Source organism: Leyella stercorea (assembly GCF_021531655.1).
Map to the genome: position 1 here is coordinate 37978 of NZ_JADYUF010000020.1, position 22280 is coordinate 60257.

The 22280-nt window shown below is 46.5% G+C and carries 19 protein-coding genes and 3 tRNA genes; 7 read left to right on the top strand and 15 right to left on the bottom strand.

Features of this window, described 5'->3' with window-relative positions; all coding sequences use genetic code 11:
• Positions 1–107 precede the first annotated feature (107 nt).
• Positions 108–704, top strand: a complete 597-nt coding sequence (locus tag I6E49_RS07355; protein WP_235401423.1) for a hypothetical protein — start codon at positions 108–110, stop codon at positions 702–704.
• A gap of 36 nt (positions 705–740) precedes the next feature.
• Complete coding sequence (locus tag I6E49_RS07360) at positions 741–1886, top strand: OmpA family protein (protein ID WP_235401425.1); 1146 nt, start codon at positions 741–743, stop codon at positions 1884–1886.
• 337 nt (positions 1887–2223) lie between these two features.
• Here I6E49_RS07360 and I6E49_RS07365 read toward each other — a convergent pair whose 3' ends face one another.
• The 3 genes from I6E49_RS07365 to rsfS form a co-directional block, all read right to left on the bottom strand.
• Complete coding sequence (locus I6E49_RS07365) at positions 2224–3093, bottom strand: phosphatidate cytidylyltransferase (RefSeq protein ID WP_235401427.1); 870 nt, start codon at positions 3091–3093, stop codon at positions 2224–2226.
• A 62-nt stretch (positions 3094–3155) separates the two neighbouring features.
• Positions 3156–5174: an ATP-dependent zinc metalloprotease FtsH gene (gene ftsH, locus I6E49_RS07370; RefSeq protein ID WP_235401430.1), complete on the bottom strand. Its 2019-nt coding sequence runs from the start codon at positions 5172–5174 to the stop codon at positions 3156–3158.
• Between the two features lie 12 nt (positions 5175–5186).
• Complete coding sequence (gene rsfS, locus I6E49_RS07375; RefSeq protein ID WP_235394638.1) at positions 5187–5546, bottom strand: ribosome silencing factor; 360 nt, start codon at positions 5544–5546, stop codon at positions 5187–5189.
• Positions 5547–5775: 229 nt separating this feature from the next.
• Between rsfS and I6E49_RS07380 the strand changes: the two genes are divergently transcribed.
• The 3 genes from I6E49_RS07380 (at position 5776) to I6E49_RS07390 (ending at position 7048) form a co-directional block, all read left to right on the top strand.
• Positions 5776–5846: transfer RNA gene (locus tag I6E49_RS07380), tRNA-Gln, on the top strand.
• A gap of 45 nt (positions 5847–5891) precedes the next feature.
• Positions 5892–5962, top strand: a tRNA-Gln gene (locus I6E49_RS07385).
• Positions 5963–6031: 69 nt separating this feature from the next.
• A complete protein-coding gene (locus I6E49_RS07390; RefSeq protein WP_235401432.1) occupies positions 6032–7048 on the top strand; it encodes a Fic family protein in 1017 nt (338 codons plus the stop codon).
• 615 nt (positions 7049–7663) lie between these two features.
• Here I6E49_RS07390 and I6E49_RS07395 read toward each other — a convergent pair.
• The 9 genes from I6E49_RS07395 to sppA form a co-directional block, all read right to left on the bottom strand.
• Positions 7664–9337, bottom strand: coding sequence for a DUF262 domain-containing protein (locus I6E49_RS07395; protein ID WP_235401435.1), 1674 nt, complete (start codon positions 9335–9337; stop codon positions 7664–7666).
• 11 nt (positions 9338–9348) lie between these two features.
• On the bottom strand, positions 9349–9849 hold the full coding sequence (locus tag I6E49_RS07400; protein ID WP_235401438.1) for an exonuclease domain-containing protein: 501 nt from the start codon (positions 9847–9849) through the stop codon (positions 9349–9351).
• Between the two features lie 24 nt (positions 9850–9873).
• The gene (locus tag I6E49_RS07405) at positions 9874–11331 is read right to left on the bottom strand and encodes a hypothetical protein (RefSeq protein WP_235401440.1); all 1458 of its coding nucleotides are present in this window, start codon (positions 11329–11331) and stop codon (positions 9874–9876) included.
• A gap of 75 nt (positions 11332–11406) precedes the next feature.
• Positions 11407–11712: a hypothetical protein gene (locus tag I6E49_RS07410; RefSeq protein ID WP_235401442.1), complete on the bottom strand. Its 306-nt coding sequence runs from the start codon at positions 11710–11712 to the stop codon at positions 11407–11409.
• A gap of 740 nt (positions 11713–12452) precedes the next feature.
• Positions 12453–12525, bottom strand: a tRNA-Phe gene (locus tag I6E49_RS07415).
• A gap of 291 nt (positions 12526–12816) precedes the next feature.
• A complete protein-coding gene (gene thiL, locus I6E49_RS07420; protein ID WP_235401445.1) occupies positions 12817–13887 on the bottom strand; it encodes a thiamine-phosphate kinase in 1071 nt (356 codons plus the stop codon).
• 21 nt (positions 13888–13908) lie between these two features.
• Positions 13909–14718 carry a purine-nucleoside phosphorylase gene (locus tag I6E49_RS07425; RefSeq protein ID WP_441006966.1) on the bottom strand — a complete coding sequence of 270 codons (810 nt, stop codon included), beginning with the start codon at positions 14716–14718 and terminating at the stop codon, positions 13909–13911.
• Positions 14657–15781: a tetraacyldisaccharide 4'-kinase gene (gene lpxK, locus I6E49_RS07430; RefSeq protein ID WP_235401451.1), complete on the bottom strand. Its 1125-nt coding sequence runs from the start codon at positions 15779–15781 to the stop codon at positions 14657–14659. Before lpxK ends, I6E49_RS07425 begins: the two co-directional genes overlap by 62 nt.
• Before the next feature lie 12 nt (positions 15782–15793).
• Entirely contained in the window at positions 15794–17569 is a 1776-nt protein-coding gene (gene sppA / locus I6E49_RS07435; protein WP_235401454.1) for a signal peptide peptidase SppA, read from the bottom strand.
• A 191-nt stretch (positions 17570–17760) separates the two neighbouring features.
• Here sppA and I6E49_RS07440 point away from each other — a divergent pair, with 191 nt between their 5' ends.
• Positions 17761–19140, top strand: coding sequence for a threonine/serine ThrE exporter family protein (locus I6E49_RS07440; RefSeq protein ID WP_235401457.1), 1380 nt, complete (start codon positions 17761–17763; stop codon positions 19138–19140).
• 65 nt (positions 19141–19205) lie between these two features.
• Here I6E49_RS07440 and I6E49_RS07445 read toward each other — a convergent pair whose 3' ends face one another.
• From I6E49_RS07445 to I6E49_RS07455, 3 genes are all read right to left on the bottom strand, one after another.
• Entirely contained in the window at positions 19206–19496 is a 291-nt protein-coding gene (locus I6E49_RS07445) for a hypothetical protein (protein WP_235401460.1), read from the bottom strand.
• An 84-nt stretch (positions 19497–19580) separates the two neighbouring features.
• Positions 19581–19931, bottom strand: coding sequence for a phage holin family protein (locus tag I6E49_RS07450; protein WP_235394451.1), 351 nt, complete (start codon positions 19929–19931; stop codon positions 19581–19583).
• Positions 19932–19961: 30 nt separating this feature from the next.
• Positions 19962–20180 carry a YtxH domain-containing protein gene (locus tag I6E49_RS07455; protein ID WP_235394452.1) on the bottom strand — a complete coding sequence of 73 codons (219 nt, stop codon included), beginning with the start codon at positions 20178–20180 and terminating at the stop codon, positions 19962–19964.
• Positions 20181–20586: 406 nt separating this feature from the next.
• On the opposite strand from I6E49_RS07455, the gene I6E49_RS07460 reads away from it, so the two are divergent.
• Positions 20587–22050 carry a DUF1846 domain-containing protein gene (locus I6E49_RS07460; RefSeq protein WP_235401463.1) on the top strand — a complete coding sequence of 488 codons (1464 nt, stop codon included), beginning with the start codon at positions 20587–20589 and terminating at the stop codon, positions 22048–22050.
• Positions 22051–22280: the final 230 nt, after the last annotated feature.

Below are 22280 nucleotides of genomic sequence, written 5' to 3' on the forward strand. Positions count from 1 at the left end.
CGGTTTTTGAACTTTTTCATACAATAACTAATAACGGATGGCAGGCATGGCTGTGAAGCGCGTGCCTGCCTTTTTTCACAATATAAACATTAAGAGACAGCGTTAAGATGAAACACATTTTTAAAAGTCAATATGTTCTTGCAATAGCCGTTGCTATTGTTATGTTTGCTGCCGTTGGCTGTAAACAGAAAAAGCCCGCACCTACTGAGACTGGTTTCGAACTGTCAATGACAAATGCCGACTCAACAGCCGTGGTGCAGCTTGTAGACCAGTTCTTTGGCTATGCCGAGAACGAATGCTATACGGAGGCTGCTGCCATGCTTTTCACTGCACATACTGAGGCTGATTCGCTCTATCTTGAACCGGAACCTCTCAACAATGAGCAACTTGGTGTAATGATAAGCAAGCTCAAGGCACTCAAGATAAAGAGTCATCATATCGACTACATCAAGTTCAATGAGACCTATCTCAATGAGGTGAAGTGTACGGTCTTTCTTTCTGAAGAGGTTGAGGGTCCTAATGCTATCCGCACCGTGTTCTACTTTAAGCCGGTCGACTATATGGGAGCTTGGAAACTGTGTGTGATGGATTCTCCTTCGGGCGATCACGCTGTTGTCGATCCAAGCAAGCGCGATTCAGTGACGAACTCTTACGAAGGACAGATGCGTGAGAAAAACCTCAAGAAACTTGAGAGTAAGAAATAAACTAACAAGTAAATAAACTACTAAATATCTTAAAGTATGAAATCAATAAAGACATTTTTGGCAGCTTCATTGCTTGCTGCAGGGACAATGACTGCTGCAGCTCAGGCTACTTATACAGACCAGGAAGGCAACGACTATCAGTTTAAGAAGCACCTGTTCCTCGACCTTCAGGCTGGTGGACAGTACACACTCGGCGAAGGCAAGTTCGGCGATATGCTCTCACCAAACTTCCAGATTGGCTTGGGCTATCAGTTCTCGCCCGCTTTCGCAATGCGTCTGCAGGCTAACGGACTTCAGAGCCGTGGCGGATGGTCGGGCTTCCGTGACAAGGTAGGCGACGCCCCCTTCACAGCTAAGTATAAGTTCAACTATGTTGCTCCTGGTGTTGACTTCATGCTCAACCTCAGCAACCTTGTCTGTGGTTGGAACCCCAACCGCGTACTCAACGTTACAGCATTCCTCGGTGCTGGTGTCAATGTGGCATACGGCAACGACGAGGTGCAGGATATCGCTGCCAATCTGCAGAATCTCAACAAGTACAATCTTGAGTATCTCTGGGACGGCACTAAGGCACGTCCGTTTGGTCGTGGCGGTGTAGACGTTTCTATTCGTGTCAGCAAGAACGTAAGCATCATGCTCGAGGGCAATGCCAATGTTCTCACCGACAAGTACAACTCAAAGAAGGCAGGCAATTCCGACTGGTATTTCAATGCTTTGGCTGGTGTGCGCATCAATCTTGGCAAGAGCCATACAAAGCGCCAGAAGCCGCAGCCGGTTGAGGAAACTCCGGCACCAGCTCCAGCACCAGTACAGGAGTATGTAGCTCCCGTAGAGCAGCCTAAGGCTGAGCCAAAGATAGAGGACATCCGTCGCGACGTATTCTTCCTCATCAACTCTAAGACTATCCGTACTCAGGAGCAGCATAAGATTCAGGAGATTGTCGACTTCCTCCAAAACAATCCTGAGGCTAAGGTAGAGGTGACTGGCTATGCCGATGCCGGCACAGGCAACAATACTATCAACGACCGCCTTGCAAAGCAGCGTGCTCAGGTTGTTACAAAGGCTCTCGTCGAGAAGTATGGCATTGCTAAGGAACGTATTTCTACAGATTCAAAGGGTGCACGTGTTCAGCCGTTTGCTGAAAACAATAAGAACCGTGTTACTATCATGATAGCAAAGTAGTATGTATGGTTTTCAGAACTTGTGAAAGTTCTATATGGTTTAAAATGTAGGTATAATGTAAAGGGGATGCACCAAGACTTTAATGTCTTGATGCATCCCCCACTTTTTTGTGTTTTTCAGAAACAATCAATATTAACCTATAACCTAACTAAAACCTACTATGTGTAACCTACTAATCTATGTGTAACCTAATAATCAATTCATTCTCAAATGTTCTTACATTATGTATTCTGCAATATATGTACCAACAAAAAAGCGCTGACATTCTGTCGCAATTAATGACAGGATGTCAGCACTCTATATAGGAGGCTATTGCGTCCTCGCCGTAGCCTGAGAATTACATCAGCGTAAGTGTATACAGATAAATCACGGCTGCCGGAATAGCCATCAGCGACGAGTCGAAGCGGTCGAGCATGCCACCGTGTCCTGGCAGAATGTTGCCCGAGTCCTTGATGCCTATGGTGCGCTTGAACAGCGACTCCACGAGGTCGCCCCATGTTCCGAAGAACACGACTACGAGCCCCATACCAATCCACTGTGTTATATTGAGCGATACCTCAGCATTGCCTGTGTGCATGTCAGAGTTCTCGTACATGCCAATCAAGGCTGCTACTACAATTACCAGAATGCCGCCTCCAATACTTCCTTCCCAACTCTTGCCCGGCGACACACGTGGAAACAGCTTGTGCTTGCCGAAGAGCGAACCGCTCAGGTAGGCACCTGTGTCGTTGGTCCAGAGGAAAATGAACACACTCAGCGGCAGCAGCGATGTATAAACCACACCGTCGGCAGTGCCTCTGAATGCCAGCACGTTGAGCATCGAGAGGGGTAGGGCGATGTACATCTGCGACAGCATGGTGTATGCCCAGTTGTTGATGGGGTTGGGCGCTTTGGTGTACAGCTCCGATATGAACATATACACTACAGTCAGCAGATAGGGGATGAATACTGCCGACGGCACTATGCCCGAACAGAAGCCCGCAACGCCGAAGAACAGATATACACCTGCCACAGTGGCGAGAAAGCGGTTTACCGTCACATTCTCGATGTTGTTTACAATGCCCGTATATTCCCACACGGTCAGTCCGGTAATCAGTGCAAACAATAGTATCATAGCCTCGGGGCGCAGGAAGCATGTCACTACAGCTGCCACGAATATCACGCCTGTAATCGAGCGTACGATGAGGTTTTTCATTTTATCACTCATAGTCTGAAAGAAGTTTGTTTTATTAGTATTTTCTTATTGGCGGTGGAGGCCAAATGCCTCCGCTACTCTTCTTTGTGTTTTGCTGCCTCGTGCTCTTCCTGTGCCTTTCTTACTTCTTCGGGCATGTCCTCAAGCTTGGGCAGATTGTCCTCGATTATCTCTTCCGAGCGGCTCACCCAGGGGCGTTTGCCGAATATGCGCTCCACGTCTTCAGCGAATATCACCTCGCGTGTCATAAGCAGTTCAGCCAGCTGGTTGTGTCCCTCGCTGTGCTCCTTGAGTATCTGCTTGGCGCGTGCATACTCGTCGTTGATCATCTTGAGCACCTCGTCGTCCATAATCTTTGCCGTTGTCTCCGAGTAAGGACGCTGGAACTGATACTCCTGCTGGTTGTAATAGCAGATGTTGGGCAGTCGGTCGCTCATGCCGGCATAGGCTATCATGCCGTAAGCCGACTTGGTAGCGCGCTCCAGGTCGTTCATAGCACCGGTAGATATGTGTCCGGTGAAGAGTTCCTCAGCGGCACGTCCACCCAGCAATGAGCACATCTCGTCGAGCATTTGCTCCTTGGTAGTGATTTGTCGTTCTTCGGGCAGATACCATGCTGCACCCAGTGCACGTCCGCGCGGCACAATGCTCACCTTGACGAGCGGATTGGCATGCTCGCAGAACCATGACACAGTGGCGTGACCTGCTTCGTGCAGCGCAATGGTGCGCTTCTCGTCGTTGGTCATCACCTTGGTCTTCTTCTCCAGTCCGCCGATGATACGGTCTACAGCGTCGAGGAAGTCCTGCTTGCCCACGCTCTTCTTGTTATGGCGTGCAGCTATAAGGGCAGCCTCGTTGCAGACGTTGGCAATGTCGGCACCCGAGAATCCCGGTGTCTGGCGTGAGAGGAAGTCTATGTCGACAGTATGATCAATCTTCACCTTGCGCAGATGCACGTTGAATATCTCCTTACGCTCGGTAAGGTCGGGCAGGTCGACGCTAATCTGACGGTCGAAACGTCCGGCGCGCAGCAATGCCTTGTCGAGCATGTCGACACGGTTGGTAGCTGCAAGTATGATGACACCGCTATTGGTGCCGAATCCGTCCATCTCTGTAAGCAAGGCGTTGAGCGTGTTCTCGCGCTCATCGTTGCCTCCCATTGACGGGTTCTTGCTACGTGCACGACCCACAGCGTCAATCTCGTCGATGAAGATGATACATGGAGCCTTCTCCTTGGCCTGGCGGAACAGGTCGCGAACACGACTTGCACCTACACCTACGAACATTTCGACGAAGTCCGAACCGCTCATTGAGAAGAAAGGTACGCCGGCCTCGCCAGCCACAGCTTTTGCAAGCAGAGTCTTACCGGTTCCCGGAGGACCTACGAGCAATGCGCCCTTAGGTATCTTACCGCCAAGGTCGGTATATTTCTGAGGTTCCTTCAGGAAGTCGACTATCTCCTGCACCTCCTGCTTGGCACCAGCCTGACCAGCCACATCCTTGAATGTTATGCCCATGTCGTTGCCCTTCTCGTACATCTGTGCTTTCGATTTGCCTACGTTGAAGATGCCGCCTCCGACACTTCCGCCTCCGCCACTCATGCGTCGTATGATAAACATCCAAAGCAGTACGAACAATACTATCGGACCGAATGTGTAGAACAGTGACATCAGTCCGGAGTTGCTGTCCTTCTCATAGCTGTAGTCGGCTATCTTGCCTTTTTGCAGTGCTGCCGACAGATAGGTGTCGACAGCATCGGTCGAACCATAGGTAACGCTCACGAAGGGATCGCGTCCTACTTGCTGACCCGACTGTCCGAACACGTCGCGTATCTTGTCGGGCTTCACGTACATACGCAGCGTACCCTTGTCCTTGTTTATTACTACACTCTTGGCGTAGCCCTTCTGCACATAGGTCATGAACCTGGTGTATGTTGCTTCCTGGCTTGCCGATGGCCCGCCAATGATGGCAGAGCCTCCGTCGGAGAATAACGCCACCAGCAGAACCACGAGTATAATCGTGTATATCCAGTTCATATTGAACCGTGGCATCTTCGGCTGGTTGTCTCCCAGAGGATTTTTTTTGTTGTCCATAATTGTTTGCTCTTAATCGAGATTTGGCACGTTGGTGATGGCAGCATCCTGCCAGAGATTTTCAAGATTGTAGAAATCGCGTGCTTCAGGGATAAATATATGTACGAGTACGTCGCCGTAGTCCATAGCCACCCAGTAAGCCTGAGGCAGGCCCTGTACGTGTATTGGCTTGTCGCCGGCTTCGATGCGTGCTGTCTCCTCTACGGAGTCGGCAATGGCTTCCACCTGCGACGGCGAATTACCCTGGCAGATTACGAAGTAATTGGCTATTGAGCCGTCCAACTCGCGCAAGTCGGCTATTGTTATGTCCTGTCCCTTTTTCTCTTGAATACCTTTAACAATGGCTTCTACAAGTTTGTTCTTAGTTTCCATTCAGATTTCTTTATTGTTTTCTTTATTATATATAATAATGTGTATATACTGCTTGGTTTGTATATTTTTTAGTAATGCAAAGGTACAGTGAATAATCTGAAAAACGGCTGAAAACCTATAAAAACGGCTTTTTATTAGATTTTATTAAAAAAAAACACGAAAAATGTTTGCATTTCAAATTTTATTTGTATCTTTGCACTCGCAATTAGGGAACGAGTTGCGCTGATATTGGGATATGGTGTAATGGTAACACTACAGATTCTGGTCCTGTCATTCTTGGTTCGAGTCCGAGTATCCCAACAGCAGACATTCAGTCTGAAGCGTCAGTTCTTTATTCAATCTTATTGGGATATGGTGTAATGGTAACACTACAGATTCTGGTCCTGTCATTCTTGGTTCGAGTCCGAGTATCCCAACATACGAAAAGGTGCAACAAATAGATGTTGCACCTTTTTGCGTTATTAGGCATTTTATGTTAATTGATTATGTATACGCCACCGTTCACAATAAGTGCAGAAGCAATCAATAAGATTGCTGAGATTTCAGGTCTGATAGAGCGTTATGCCATACGACTTGAACAGAAGGATGCTCTGCATCTACGCAAGGTTAACAGAATACGTACAATCCACAGCTCGCTTGCTATAGAAGGTAATAAGCTGACGGAGGGTGAGGTGCGCGACATAATCAACGGCAAAAATATCGTTGCGCCACTTAAGGAAATACAAGAGGTGAAGAATGCCATCAAGACATATGAGATGTATCCATATCTTGATGCTTTTAAGGAAGAAGACTTGCTCAAGGCTCATGCACAGATGATGGAGGCAATCATTGATTATCCTGGTAGATATAGGCATAGTGGCGTAGGTGTGTTTTCAGAACAAGGGCTTGTGCACATGGCACCCCCTGCCGACAGGGTTCCATATCTTATGGGGGATTTGTTTGCTTGGTTAAGGCAAAGCAAAGACCACCTGCTTATACGCTCGTGTGTGTTCCATTACGAGTTTGAGTTTATACATCCTTTTGCTGATGGCAATGGACGTATGGGAAGGTTGTGGCAATCGCTTATTCTGGGCAAGCTGCATCCGTTGTTTGAGCATTTGCCAGTAGAGAATATGGTGTTTTCTAATCAGCAAGCCTACTATGATGCAATAACAGCAAGTACGCAAACTGCCGATTCTGGTGTGTTTATCGACTTTATGCTGTCTGAAATTCTTGAAACCCTCAAGAATCATCAAGGTGAAGAATTGAATGACGTTCACGATAAAGTTCATGATAAAGTTCATGATAAAGTTCATGATAAATATCCGGAAGTTTCAGATTCGGCATGGAAGGTGCTTGATTATCTTGGTGAAAACACCTGTGCGTCAGCTATAATTGCTGCTGAAGCTCTCGGTATGTCTGAACGTATGGTAAGAAAACATATTGCAACACTAAAGTCTGCCGGTATCCTGTCTCGTATGGGAAGTAACAAAAATGGCAAATGGGTTGTTGGTCTTGCCTGATATTTTCATGTATCATGGTGTGGAAAAATCGTCGTATCATGGCATGATATGATTGTTTCAAGTCGTGATACGGTCGTTTCATGCCATGATATGGTTGTTTCAAGCTGTGCTGTTATTGCAGAATACGTTAAGGGAGGAATGCAGATTCGTATGCTGACCGTCTCTTTTGTATATATGTTCCTTCGTTAGTTCTTCGTTCGTCCTTCGTTCATCCTTCGTAGTGAACTCGATCATCCTCCGTAGTGAACTCGATCTACCTTCGTTAACGAAGCGAAGGCATAATGGAGGCATAACGAAGCCATAACGAAGGTGTAACGGAGAAATATCGGAGAGCGAATGAAGAAGTAACGAATAAGTAACGAGGAGAGTTAACGTCAATGTTAAGGGGCATCGATAATATATAAATGGTAGAAGACTGAATTTTTTTTAGAAAAAACAGCTGTTTTATACCAGCAACAGATAATCAATAAGATTTGGGCTCAGGCTGGTATGAAGGCGTTGACAGAGATTGCAGACATCTATCCACGTATGACGAGTATTCACGACAGCAGTCTATTTGACGATAGCTTTGCAGCCTCAATGGAAGGTGTAGACTTCCATTGAGGTCATAATTAGTTAGAATGTTGCCATCACAAAATCAACAATAAGCTCTTTTCTTTTGTCAATTTTAGCCTTGTCCCAAAGATGATCCTGTTCTGTCATATTACGTATTTCCTGTTGCTGGAGTAACTGGGTATAGGTGTTTCGTTTAGCTTCAAAAGAATTGTTTCCGATAGATTCGTTATGATGGCCAGAAAGCAGCAAGTAGTTTCCGAGACAATTTAGATACGACTCTCTAAATTCATCATCGTACGGACAATAGCCACTATTGGCATCTTGATTTTCTGTGTTTGGAGCAATATGCTCACACTGAGATTTCTCAACAGCATCATAACGTTTCAACCCATAGCCAGACTTGCCCTTTTCTATTAGGTGATTCTCATAAAGCCAAAGGATGATTTTGGCAATGCCATGTCCTCCATCGAAATTGCCTTCAAGCATACGTTTAAATTCAACGTTGTTCCAATAATCCCACCATCCGTCTGTTGTAGTCTTCATCCATTCTATATGATTGACAACAGCATGAACGTCACCTTCAAATTCCTTGAAGACATCATTCAATCTCCATGTGAGAACAGCGCGTGTACCAATAACTCTGTGACGCAAGAATACAGAGGTTAGAGCCTTGGCTAATAATCTGAAATCGTCATCAGAAACGCCATTGCTATAAGCCTTGATTACAAATGGAAAAATAATAGCAGGCTGGCCGATAATCCACAGTGTGTGTGCCATAATATCCGTTTGCTCGTTGTGGAAGAAAACGGTCATTTGTTCAAAACTATCAGCAAGTGAATGGGTGAAACTGCGAATGAAATTGATGCGTGAATCATCTTTCCCTAATTCTTCATCCACTCTTTGCAAGGCATTGCTTGCATCCAGTCTATTGAAGTACACACGCAAAGTGTATGTGAGTATATCATCCTCATCTATATTGCCTTCTATCTTTGATATAGATTTGTAGATGTGTTCAAAGCGATTCTTTACCTCGCTTATCAACTCTGCCTTCTCATCTTCAGATGTACAATAAAGATGAATATTGTATAGGAACTGCGCTTTGATTATTTCAAGATTGGATGGCTTTTTGCCACGGTTGTTCTGGAAGATGAACATCTGGATGGCTTCAGTCTCGTCCTTTACTGTATGCGTAGTGCAAGTGGCATTTACGACTGCTTCTAATATATCATGCAATGACTCCTCGTCATAGGCATTCAATTGACTAACAAAGTAGTCGTAAGCCGCGACAATACGCTTTTGTGATTCTGTCTCCAACCCATTACGGTCAGTTTTTACTTTATTGATGACATAGTCACGGAACAATTGGTTATCGTAATCAACAGTAGAGAATCTGTAGGTTTGTCCGACTTTCACAAGAGTGCCATAAAGAAAAACGTCATCCTCTGATAAAGACCCTGCCAACTCTTCCAATCTTCTGTAGATGGCGGAGATGAATATAGTAATAGTGGTCAGACGCTGTTGACCGTCAATGATGGCAAAATTGCGACTGCCTTTATCCTCGAACAGAAAATGTCCGAAATAATAACTTGATGCCGTATGGCTTTCTACATAATCCTGCAAGTCCACAAGAAACTGCTTTGTCTGCTTGTCTTCCCAGGAATATGCTCTTTGATAAGTCGGGACAAAGATTTTGTTGCCCGACAGCATTTGATTTATAGTTGTTGAAGCGTCCATGATGAAAACATTTAAAGGTCTATGAGTTTAATTGCAATGGCAGCGCAAGCTTCCGCATCTGCCATTGCATGGTGATGTTTGGTGAGGTCGTATCCACAATATGCAGCAACAGTTTGAAGTTGATGATTGGGAAGTTTGTCCCCCAACAATTTTCTTGAAGCACGGCATGTGCAGTAGAATCTATACCCAGGATACTCCATGTCGTATGCCTCAAATGCAGCCTTCAGGCAACTCTCGTCAAACGGACTGTTGTGGGCAACCAATGGTAAGCCATGGATATGCGGTGCAATTTCTGCCCATACTTCTGGAAAATCCATAGCATCATCAGTGTCCGCATTGGTCATTCCATGCACTTCTGTACACCAGTAAGTGTAGAAATTGGGAGTCGGCTTTATCAGCCGATACAGTTTGTCCGTCACCTTGCCATTGTGCACAACTACCACTCCAACACTGCACACGCTGGAGCGGTGCTGGTTGGCTGTCTCAAAGTCAATTGCTGCAAAACTATTCATATTCGAAAAATCTTTTTCTGTTAGTCAATTGGCAGATGATGGTACAGATTCGGATATCAGTTTTATCCAATGCTGCAGTTTGTCTCCTATGACATTTGGATCTAACGAGCCTGTTTCTTCCAAGTTGATGAAGCAGTCTTCTTGAATTTCGCTGATTCTGTCTGCCAATCCGATTCTATTCAAAGTTTGTTTGAGCAGTTCTCTGTCGTTAGCCCTATTGCCCAACTGGATGATTGCTGATTCCTTACCCTCAATAGGCATAGTATCCATATAGATTTTCCCTTCCGCATCATTCTGGTATTCACAGGCAAGAGTAGACCAATACCAAGTGAACAAATACCAGTCTTTCTGCTTGCCTACAGCCTTCATCCAACGGGTTGTAAGATCATTCTTCATGATGACAGATTGCAGGTATTCCACCTTGTCTATAATATACTTCCGTAGTTCTAAGGAAGATTCAAATTTCTGCAAGAATTCTCCTTGTGGAGTGTCAAAACATAATGGCGGATATTCCCACCACTCTCCATATCTTCTTCGACCTCCATTCTTCCATTTCAGGCATTGCGAGAAATTGGAATCGTTCTCATAACTCGCCTCCAAATAGTAATGACCATCATGAAATCCCATGTATATTTCGCCTAGAACACCATCTTCCCTCTTCAGCCACAAAGGACGTTCCTCGGTTATTGGCTCGGGGTTTACTGTCCATCCTGCGTTTTTCCATCTTTCAATAGCTTTTTCCCATAAACTTCCAAGATTGCCTGTACTTTCCTTCTCTATGCTATTTACCTTTGGGTTATTGTCGTCAGCAAGTTCTGGGCTATTTTGAGTTGTCGCTTGCGTTATTAGCGTTGATATATTAGAAAGCAAATTTACATCAACAATGAGATGCTCCTTTGGAGAATCTTCACCCTCATTTGCATTCTGATATGCATCGTCAAATTTCTTGATAGCATAGTCCCTGTCTTCTTTGTCGAATTTTTCAAATTCATCTGGATACAAATCCTGTCTGAATGCTTCTACCACATCAAACAGACTGGCTATTAGTGCTGTCTGCGGAGTATGTTCATCACCTTTGTTTGGACAAGTGCTTTTTATCACGCCATTTACTGCCTCACTTATAGTCTTGATGAATTTAGGGTCACAATGCATGGCTACAAGAGATGTCTGGAATTGAAGCTCCATCTTCTCACTGTCGGTTAATTTTCCGTCTTTTACGGCTTTGTAGAGACTGTTGAGAAAATTCTGATATATTTTCAATTTTTCCTCGAATATTTTAGAATTCCGTTTCAACGTTCCCTCTTTTTGGGTTTGTCCCTGAAGAAGAACCTGTGTTATGGTTGCCGTAATGACAACGCCTAATATTGCAGCCATGATTCTGCCAGGTAACTCTAAGTCCGTAAAAACATTGAAAGCTACCGCAATAGCACATATCATACAAGCAGCAATTGCTGTGTATGTGAAGAATCTTTTGTTTTCCATAAAAGAGCTATTTTTCTGGTGTCATAAAAACAAACTCCCCATTATGACAGTGGAGAGTTTGTTGGTTACTAAATTTTATCTTGCAACACGAGAGCTTATTTTCTTTCCCCAAGCATCGTATGTATCAAGATATGAACCCTTTCTGACAATGAATTGATCAGCGCAGATAGAAACGAAATTGCCGATGAATGTTGGAATTGATTTTATTTTTTTACCTTGCTCATCGTAGGTGTCATAGTAAGAACCTTTCATAACAATGAAAAACCTGTCACTCCACCCCAGTAGTTCTCCGATGTAGTCAGGAATAGTTTTTGCTTTTTTACCTCGTGCATCGAATATATCATACCAACCGCTTCGATGCTCAATACTTGATATTGCCATATTACATATGTTTTTTGCCAACGGCTACCATATTGGCTTGTTTTACAAAAGGTTAGTATATATACATGAAAACGTGGAGCCAATCCTGTCACTCGTTCCACTTGTTAAGGCCTTCGCATTGCCCTGTTCGTCCGAAACGAGCAACGCCGAAAGCCCCACGCATGTGTAAGTATATAGAAAGCACTCTTGACAATGAACAATAGAATCGTCCGAAGCCAATGAGGGCTGTATACAATACACCTTATGAGGCGTTCCCGTTGCTTTGTTCTTGACAACTTTGCTCGAACTGCCAGATTCTTACTGCGTCAAAACCAAAGCGTACAGTTACGCCTTATATGTATATATGTCTGCCCAACCTCTGCCCATCGGGGCTTCCGGTATGGGTATAGACAATGCAAAGGTAACATTTTTTCTCATATTCTTTCTTATTTTGTAGAAAGAACATGGCTTTATAGCCCTATTTAACATTATTAAATATAAGAACTTCAAAGAAATCCATTTTGCGTGATTTTCCATGCTGAAAAGTATATATTATCAATGAGTGTATTCGTATATTTGCAGCACGAGAACCCGCCAAGCCTCTCAACGATGCTCAAATGTGCGGGTCGTTTTTGTTTGTACACATTTGAATATGGCGAATCTTATATATTTTACAAAACGGTTTGGTAATCCCACCACCACAACAAAACACCATAACAACAAAAAAGGAGTTACTCTTCAAGAGTAACTCCTTTTTATCGTGGTGCCACCAGGAATCGAACCGGGGACACAAGGATTTTCAGTCCTTTGCTCTACCAACTGAGCTATGGCACCAACTGTGTTTTGTTTAGCGAGTGCAAAGGTACAAATAATTTTTTAATTGACAAAACGAAATCCGATTTTTTTTTGCTTTTAAAAGCCAAAATCGTTGAAATTTGAGAGTTAGTTGAAATTTGAGAGTTAGTTGAAAGTTGAGAGTTAGTTGAGAGTTAGTTGAGAGTGGAGAATTGAGAGTTATGATTAGCTTGATTGCTCATTTGGATTATTCATCACAATCAATAACAATAGCATACAATACATATCATAACTCTCAACTCTCAATTCTCAACTCTCAAAAAACAATCATTACTTGCTCAGCGGATTCCATCCCTGCGCTTTCAGTTCAAACTCCTGGTTGTCGCGTGTCACGAGCATTTGTCCGAGTTCTGGGCGAGTGATATGTCCAATCATCTTCACACCATCCATCTGCTGAATCTTTTCGTGGTCGCCGATAGGTACGGTGAAGAGCAATTCGTAGTCTTCGCCGCCGTTCAGGGCACAAGTAGTGACATTCATGTTCAGCTCTTCAGCCATGACAGCAGTCTGGTAGTCGATAGGAATGTTCTTCTCGTAGATTCGGCATCCGCAGTTCGACTGTTTGCAGATGTGCATCAGTTCGCTCGACAGTCCGTCGCTGATGTCCATCATGGCAGTAGGGTGGATGTTGAGTTCGCGGAAGCGTGCAATGATGTCGCCACGAGCTTCAGTCTGCAACTGGCGTTGCAGCAGATATTCCTTTCCTGCAAAGTCGGGCTGGAAGTCGCGTAACTGTTCCAGGGCACGCTTGTCGTTCTTCTTGCGAGCCTCGTCCACCTGCTGATAGTAGACGCTCTTTTCGCGTTCGAGCAGCTGCAGACCCATATAGGCAGCTCCGAGGTCGCCCGTAACGCAGATAAGGTCGGTGTCCTTTGCACCGTTGCGATATACAATGTCCTCCTTGCGAGCCTCGCCTATACAAGTGATGCTTATAGCCAAACCAGTATAAGATGATGTGGTGTCGCCACCTGCGATGTCAACTCCCCATTTCTCGCAAGCCATACGCAGACCGCTGTAGAACTGCTCCATGTCCTCCACCTTGAATCGCTTGCTCAGTGCCAAGCTCACAGTGAGCTGTCGCGGAGTGCCGTTCATGGCGAATATGTCGCTGATGTTGACCATAGCCGACTTATATCCGAGGTGCTGCATGTCGATGTAGGTAAGGTCGAAGTGTACACCCTCCATAAGCATATCGGTAGTCACGAGCACTTCTGAGTCGGGATAGTGCAGTACGGCGCAGTCGTCGCCCACGCCTTTGATAGTAGATTCGTTCTTTGTCTTTATGTTATCGGTGAGATGATGGATCAGTCCGAACTCACCGAGTTTTGAAATATCTGTCATATATATTATATAATGTGTGATTTATGCTCTGCGTATCATCTCGCGCATTATTTCGGTCATGAGCGGTTGGGCGGCATTGGCAGCCACCTGCACTTCCTCGTGCGACACCTCAACAGGCGTGTCCTCCAGTCCGAGGTCGGTTATTACGGATATGCCGAAGGTGCGTATGCCGCAATGGTGAGCCACAATGACTTCAGGCACGGTGCTCATACCCACAGCGTCGCCCCCCATGCGGTGATACATACGATATTCGGCAGGAGTCTCGAATGTTGGACCCTGTACGCCCACGTATACGCCATGCACCACACGGATGCCCTTCTCGCGGGCTATGTTGTCAGCCTCGTTGATGAGAGCGTGGTCGTATGTCTCGTGCATGTCAGGGAAGCGCGGGCCCGTGGGGAAGTTCTTTCCGCGCAGCGGATGTTCGGGGAAGAGGTTGATATGGTCGGTGATGATCATGAGGTCGCCAATCTTGAATTCGGGATTCATGCCGCCCGACGCATTACTTACAAACAGGGTCTTGATGCCCAGTTCGTACATGACGCGTATGGGGAAAGTCACCTCCTTCATCGAGTAGCCCTCGTAGTAGTGGAAGCGTCCCTCCATAGCCATTATGTCCTTGCCTCCGAGTTTGCCGAAAATCAGTTTTCCGGCATGTCCTTCAACTGTCGACACGGGGAAGTTAGGTATGTCCTTATATGAAAATTTGTAGCTGTCGGTTATCTCCGTGGCAAGTTGTCCGAGTCCGGTACCGAGTATGATGGCTGTTTCAGGACTTGTGGTCATCCTTTGTTTTAGCCAAGATGCTGTTTCTTGAATTTTTTCGTACATAGCTTATGATTTTATTGTTAAACTCCTCTTCGCCGTCCTGCATGAATTTTATTCTGATAGGTAGGGCGTAGATGTTCTTCTTAACGTCGTCGGGGATGTCGCCCGTATGCGTCAGTCGCGTTGCGTCCTTCTCGGTTGTTATAATCATTTTGGGCGAAGGCATTGAGTCGAATGTCTGGCATATGCGCTCTATGTCGGCGTCGGTAAACTGATGGTGGTCGCCGAAGGTGACGGGTGTAATGTTCTTCGACACGGGTTGCAGGTCTACTATCATCTGTTGTGGCGACGCGATGCCCGTAAGCAGCAGTATGTTGATGTCCTTCGGCAGCGAGCTGATAGATTTGCGTTCACCCTCGAAAACGGGTTTCAGCGTTTCGTATTGCAGCGTGGTGAAGTAAAGTTCCTGATATGGGTACAGGTTCATGGCACGTTTCAGTACACGATATTCCATCGGCTTCAGGTCTTTCGGACATTTTGTCACTATTACTATGTCGGCTCTCGACTTGCCCTCCTGCGGTTCGCGCATGCGTCCGGCAGGCAACAGCTTGTCGTAGATTATGAGTCGGTGGTAGTCGACGAGCAGTATGTTGATGCCCGGCTTCACATATCGGTGCTGATAGGCATCGTCGAGCAGTATCACGTCGATGTCCTTGGTTTCGTCGTCGTGCGTAAGGCGGTCGATGCCGTTGCGGCGGTTGCGGTCTACAGCCACGTATATGTCGTCAAACTTACGTCGCATCTGATAGGGCTCGTCGCCTATCTCGGGCATAGTAGTGTCCTTATGGGCAAGCACATAACCGTGGCTCTTGCGCTTGTATCCGCGCGAGAGCACTCCGATCTTCAACTTGTCGTGCAACAGGTTTATGAGATATTCCACGTGAGGGGTCTTGCCCGAACCTCCCACGGTGATGTTGCCCACCGATATGATGGGTATGTCGTAGCTTTGGCTTTTGAGCATTCCGATGTCAAACATCCAGTTGCGTATTCGCACACCGATGCCGTACAGCCAGCTCAAAGGCATAAGCCACTCATTTATTTTTATGAAATCTCCTTCTGTTCTCATTTTTTTTGTTTGCTATCTAATGTTCAATACGTATGGCATGCGTGCCTGCAGAGCCTGTCGGTTGTTGAGATTGCGCATCATGCAGAACGGCTCATACATGTCGCCCAGCGTCAGACGTAGCTGTTCGTCGAGGTAGTTGCCGCCGCTGACAGAGCTGAGCAGCTGGTCGGTCCATGACAAAGGAGCCGGGTAGTCGGTTGTGTAGTAGCTCTTCACCTTGGCAAGTTGTGCAGCCTTACGCACAGCATCGTCAAGACTTCCAAGCTGGTCTACCAGCTTTATCTTCAACGCATCGTTGCCAAGCCATACACGTCCTTGTGCTATCTTTTCAACAGCTTCTGTCGGCATGTGTCGTCCATCGGCTACACGCTTGCGGAAGAGTTGGTAGCCACGGTTGACATAAGCCTGCAGTATGGCTGTCTCTTCAGCGCTGAACGGACGAGCCATTATGTTGCCGAAGGTAGTGTGGCGGTTGGTCTTCACCTCGTCAAACTTCACTCCGAGCTTCTGTGTCACCAGTCCGCTCATGTCTGGAATGGCAGCGAATATTCCGATGCTGCCCGTCAGGGTGTTGGGCTGTGCCACAATCCACGATGCCGGAGCCGACATATAGTAGGCGCCCGATGCGGCATAATCGCCCATTGATATCACTACAGGCTTCTTCTGCTTCAGCATGCTCACCTGGTGCCATATCTGTTCGGATGCGTATGCGTCGCCGCCACCCGAATTGATGCGTATTACTACAGCCTTGACGCCGTCGTCGTTCATCAGTGCTTCGAGGTCTTTGCACACCTTAGATGCTACTATGTTATGTCCGCCACCGGTCAGTGCCGATGCGGCATCGCTCTGTACGATGCTGCCGTAGGCATAGTATACGGCAATCTCGTCGTCGGCAGTATTTGTGTCCTTTGTGTTGAGCATGTCGCTCACGCTGATTTGCGGCACCGTATCGTCGTCTTCAAGCTTAAGCATCTTCTTCACAACGTCCTTCACCTTGTCGGTGTACATTACACCGTCCACCATCTTGCGCTTTACGAGCAGGTTGGTAGGCTGGAACTCTGTCAGTTCATCAGCGTATGAGTTGAGCGAGTCGATGCTTATGCCGCGGCTCTTGCTTACAGCCTGGCACACGTTGTTCCACATTCCTCCCACAAAGGTCTGGGTCTGCAGGCGGTTGGCATCGCTCATGTGCTCTTCGGTATATGTCTCGGTGGCGCTCTTGAATGTTCCAACCTTCACAACCTGGAACTTTACGCCGAACTTGGCAAGCAGGTCCTTGTAGAATATGGGTTGGGTGCCTATTCCGTGCCATTCGAGCATACCTTGCGGGTTGATGTACACCTTGTTGGCAGCCGACGACACGTAGTAGGCGCCTTGCGAGTATGAGTCGGCGTAGGCTACAATCCACTTGCCGCTCTTGCGGAACTGCTCCAGTGCGCCACGTATCTCCTGCAGTGTGGCATAGCTTGCGCTTAGCACGCCAGCCTCTATGTATATTCCCTTCACGTTGGGGTTGTCCTTGGCTTTGCCTATGGCTGCGAGTATGTCGTTGAGGCCCGTAGTCGATGCGTAGGAGCCAGTCAGTTTGCCTATAATGTCATCCTGTCCCTGCTCCTCGATGGTTCCAGATAGGTCTAATACGAGTACAGAACCGTCTTCCACGGTTTGTGTAGCCTGGCCCGAGGCCACCATTCCTACAATGCTCATCACGCCGAATATTCCGGCTATGATTACAAATACAACTATGCCTACGATAGTTGCGAGTACGCTTTTGATGAAACCCTTCATACTGATGAATGTGTTTTATTGGTTTATAATAATGCAAAGATAACACTTTTTGCCGACACTTGTCCATTAATCTTATTAATATTTGAATGCGTACATTTTATAATGTCATAAAAAAAGCGTACCTTTGCACACGTTTTGCAGGTAAACTACAACTATTTTACAGATTTTATCAAAGTACAAAAAGAGAACGTATGTCTCAGATTCAAGAACTTGACAAAGAAAAATTGTTACGTCGCAAGCTCGACTTGCTTTTGAAGACTGGTCAGATGCTTGTCGAGAGCGCTGCCGACACCAACCGTATCATCCGCAACATGAACCGTGTGGCCGCTTTTCTCGGATTGCCCGAGGAGCACCTCCATGTGTATGTGCAGTTCAACATGCTCATGGTGAACCTCAGCGACGGCGAACACTCGTTCACCAAGTTTCAGCGCTGCACCAAGCACGGCATCAACATGACTACCATTTCGCTCATCTCTAAGCTCTCATGGCAGGCCATCGCCGAGGACTACACTATCGAGCAGTATGCCGAAGAACTCGAGAAGATTCGTCAGCGTCCGCGCAATTACACTCCGCTTCAGGTGGCTATCGGAACCGGTTTTGCCTGCGGTGGATTCTGTATTCAGTTCGGCTGCGACTGGATTGCTTTCTTCTATGCATCGTTGGCAGCTGCCATTGGCATGTATCTGCGCGGCTGGTTGCTTCGCAAGGGATTCAACAACTATATGGGCATTGCCGTGGCTGCTTTCGTCAGCACGCTCATCGCTTTCCTTACAATGTGGCTTCCGTCGTCGTGGACTTCTACACCGCTGCATCCGCTGTTGGCTTGTGCGCTCTTCATCGTGCCCGGTGTGCCTCTCATCAACTTTGTCGATGACATGCTCGACAATTATATACAGGTGGGACTCACGCGTGCCATCAATACGTTCCTTATGATTGTGGCTATGTCGTTTGGTATTGCTTTCTTCCTGAAGCTGTCCAACTTCGACTTGACGCAGTTCTATACCATCCCGATGATTCCCCACAATAATTATATAAGCTACGCTGCTGCCGCCGCCATTTCGGCTATGGGCTTCTCTATGATTTTCAATATTCAGCGTCGACTGTTGTGGGTAGTAGCTATCGGTGGTATCATTGCAGTATGTACACGCAACTTTGTCAATCTTGGTCCGTCTAACAACAACATCGGTCTCGATATGGGACTGGCAATCGGCTCGCTTGCTGGCAGTGCGCTCATTTCGCTCATCTGCGTCAAGGCAGTACACTGGTTCCACGTGCCCCATCACGTATTGTCAATCCCGAGCGTTATTCCTATGGTGCCGGGTGTGCTCATGTATCGTGCTCTTGTGGCTTTGATCGAGATGCAGGGTGTTGTAGGCGAGTTGACCAATGCAGTGAAGTTCGGCATGGGTTCAGCCATTACCATCATGTGTATAGCCATTGGTGTGGCTATTCCTAACGTATTCGCCCGTCAGTGGATTGCGCCTTCACGTCGCAAGCGTCTTCAGAAAGCCATTGCCGACCGCAAGGCTCGTGGCAAGTTCGTTGATTTGTCAGAGTTTAATGCCGACTAATATTGGTTGCATTACAAATTGAATATAAAAATAAAAAGCCTATTGCTGTAATGGCAATAGGCTTTTTATTTGCGTCTACGTTTTCCGAATAGGAAAGCGCCTTCTTGATATTTGCGGTAGAGTTTCCATCCGAGCATAGCTCCGTCGAGCACGCCCGTGCCCATACTGAGCATTTTCATTATCTTCTGGGCCTTGCTCTGTGGGGTTGGCTCTTCCCGGTGAAACAGGTCGTTCCATTTTGTCGATATTACGTCACGGTCCTGTCTTATCTGCTCCAGCAATTCTTCCTTGTATGCCCTTATGTCGTCGAGCGAACTGAATTTGCGTTCGCTGTGTACTGTATTGTCTTGTTTCATACGGCTTATTTATTGTTTGGATGTTTCACTTATTTGTGTGTCGTGCTGCAATTACGTTAGTGTATGCTTCAGCTTAGGTATGGACTATTCCTGCATAAGCATGCTGGCGAGAAACCGCACAAGCGGACGCTCTATCCATTTCTTTCTGAACACTACAAACAGCAGGAGCACTACAAAGTAAACACCGGCTATGCACGCAAATGCGGCAGCTGTGCCCATGAGCGGTTCAAGAGCATATACGGCAGCAAACGACAGATATATCAGGCCGATGAAGAGCAGCAACGAGAGCAGCGCCACCATTATAAGGGCTGTAAACAGGCGCACAATCTTGTCAATTACATCGAGCTTCATGTACTTTGACTGAAGCCCGATGTAATGCCTCACAACCTCAATGAGTTGCGCTATTGTCTCTATGTTTTTGTCGGTTGAGAACATTTCGACTGTATGCTGGTTGGAGATATTTGATTATTCGTTGTCGGCGTCAGTTGCTTCCTTGATGTCGTCAACGAGATCTTCAACCTCCTTGCGGCTTACGCGGATGTTGTGCTTCTTGCAGAAATCGTCTACTGCGTCACCAATCTTTGTACGTGTCTCGCTGCCTTTTTCCGGTGCCAAGAGTATTCCTAATGCTGTTCCAGCGATAGCGCCGCCGAGAAATGCGCCAATGTAACCTAATGCTTTCATGTCGTTAAAGTTTTAAAGTTTATAATGTTGTCTTTATCAAAAGCAAATATAACGAATCTTTTCCGATAGTTGGGCTTTTGTTTGCGTTTTTTTTGTTAAAAAACCTATTTACAGTAGGGTGGGGTGGTGCTGGAGGCGTTTCCTTGTTGGTGGGCTGGGTTTGTCGTTCGGGTGTGCTGCGCTTGTCCGGTTTGAGTGCTATATATATAATAAGGTGTAACAGCCATTATCCCGCCGTTTTCCAAAAGGAGTCCTTTTACGCTTCAAAAGGACTCCTTTTACCTTACAAATGTAGTCCTTTTGGACAGTAAAAGGACTACATTTGCAACCCAAAAGGACTACATTTTTTCTTTGTGTTTGCTTATTTTTTTGTAATTTTGCATCCAAAATTCAGATTTAGTAAAGTATGAGAATAGGATTTGACAACGAGAAGTATCAGAAAATTCAGTCTGAGCACATTAAGGAGCGCATCTCACAGTTTGACGGAAAATTGTATCTCGAACTGGGAGGCAAGCTCTTCGACGACCATCACGCAAGCAGAGTACTGCCTGGATTTACACCCGACAGCAAGTTGCGCATGTTCCAGAAACTAAGTGACAGCATCGAGATTGTAATGGTGATTAGTGCCACTGACATCGAGAAGAACAAGAAGCGTGCCGACCTCGGCATCACTTACGATGAGGATGTGCTGCGTCTGCGTGGCGAATTCCAGAATCGAGGCTTCATGGTTGGCTCGGTTGTCATCACTCATTACAACGGTCAGCCAGCTGCCACAGCCTTCCGTCAGCGACTGGAGCGCGAAGGTATCAAGACCTATTACCATTATCTTATAGAGGGCTATCCTCATAATGTGAGCCTTATTGCTTCTGACGAGGGCTTCGGCAAGAACGATTACGTAGAGACAGAGCGTCCGCTTGTCATCGTTACAGCCCCAGGTCCCGGTAGCGGTAAGATGGCTGTATGCTTGAGCCAGCTCTACAACGAAAACAAGCGTGGCGTGCGTGCCGGTTATGCCAAGTTCGAGACCTTCCCGGTGTGGAACCTTCCGCTCAAGCATCCCGTCAACATAGCCTACGAGGCAGCCACTGCCGACCTCAACGATGTCAACATGATCGACCCCTTCCATCTTGAGGCTTATGGCAAGACTGCCATCAACTACAATCGCGACATCGAAATCTTCCCCGTGCTCAACGCTCTCTTCGAGGGTATCTACGGCACCAATCCATACAAGTCGCCTACAGACATGGGTGTTAATATGGTGGGATTCTGCATCAGCGACGACGATGCATGCTGCGAAGCTTCCAAGAACGAGATAGTACGCCGCTACTACGATGCCACCAACAAGCTTGCACGTGGCGCTTGCAACGAGGCGGAGATAGCCAAGATACAGATGCTGTTCAATCAGGCTAAGATTACAACCGACTTCCGACGCACCACAACGGCTGCCAAGAACTACAAGAAGCTTACCGGACATACGTCGTCGGCTATCGAACTTGAAGACGGTACTATCATCACAGCCAAGTCGAGCGAACTGCTCGGATGTTCGGCTGCACTTCTGCTTAATGTGATGAAGCATCTTGCAGGAATCGATCATAGCTTGAAACTCCTCCCGCAGTCGCTCATCGAACCGATACAGTACACCAAAATCAACTATCTCGGTGGACGCAACCCGCGACTCCATACTGACGAAGTACTTGTGGCGTTGTCGGTGCTTTCGGAGAACGATGAGAACTGCCGTCGTGCATTGCAGCAGCTGCCAAAGCTCCGTGGATGCCAGGTTCACTGCACAGTAATGCTCAGCGATGTCGATCAGAAGATATTCAAGAAGCTTGGCGTAAACCTCACTTGTGAGCCTATTCTTAAGAAATAATACGGTTTTTTAGTAAAAGAATGTTAAAATAGGTATGCTTTTTAAACTTTTTCGCGCAAAAGCTTTGGTGGTTAAGCAAAAAGTCATACCTTTGCATCTGCTTTCGGGTTGAAAATTCCGCGGCTAACTGAGGGGAAATAAAACCGAAAGATATAAGAGAAAGAGTTCTTTGAAAAGATTTACATAAGACAGATAAAGTAGTACAAGAAGCGAGAATGAAGAAATTCGTT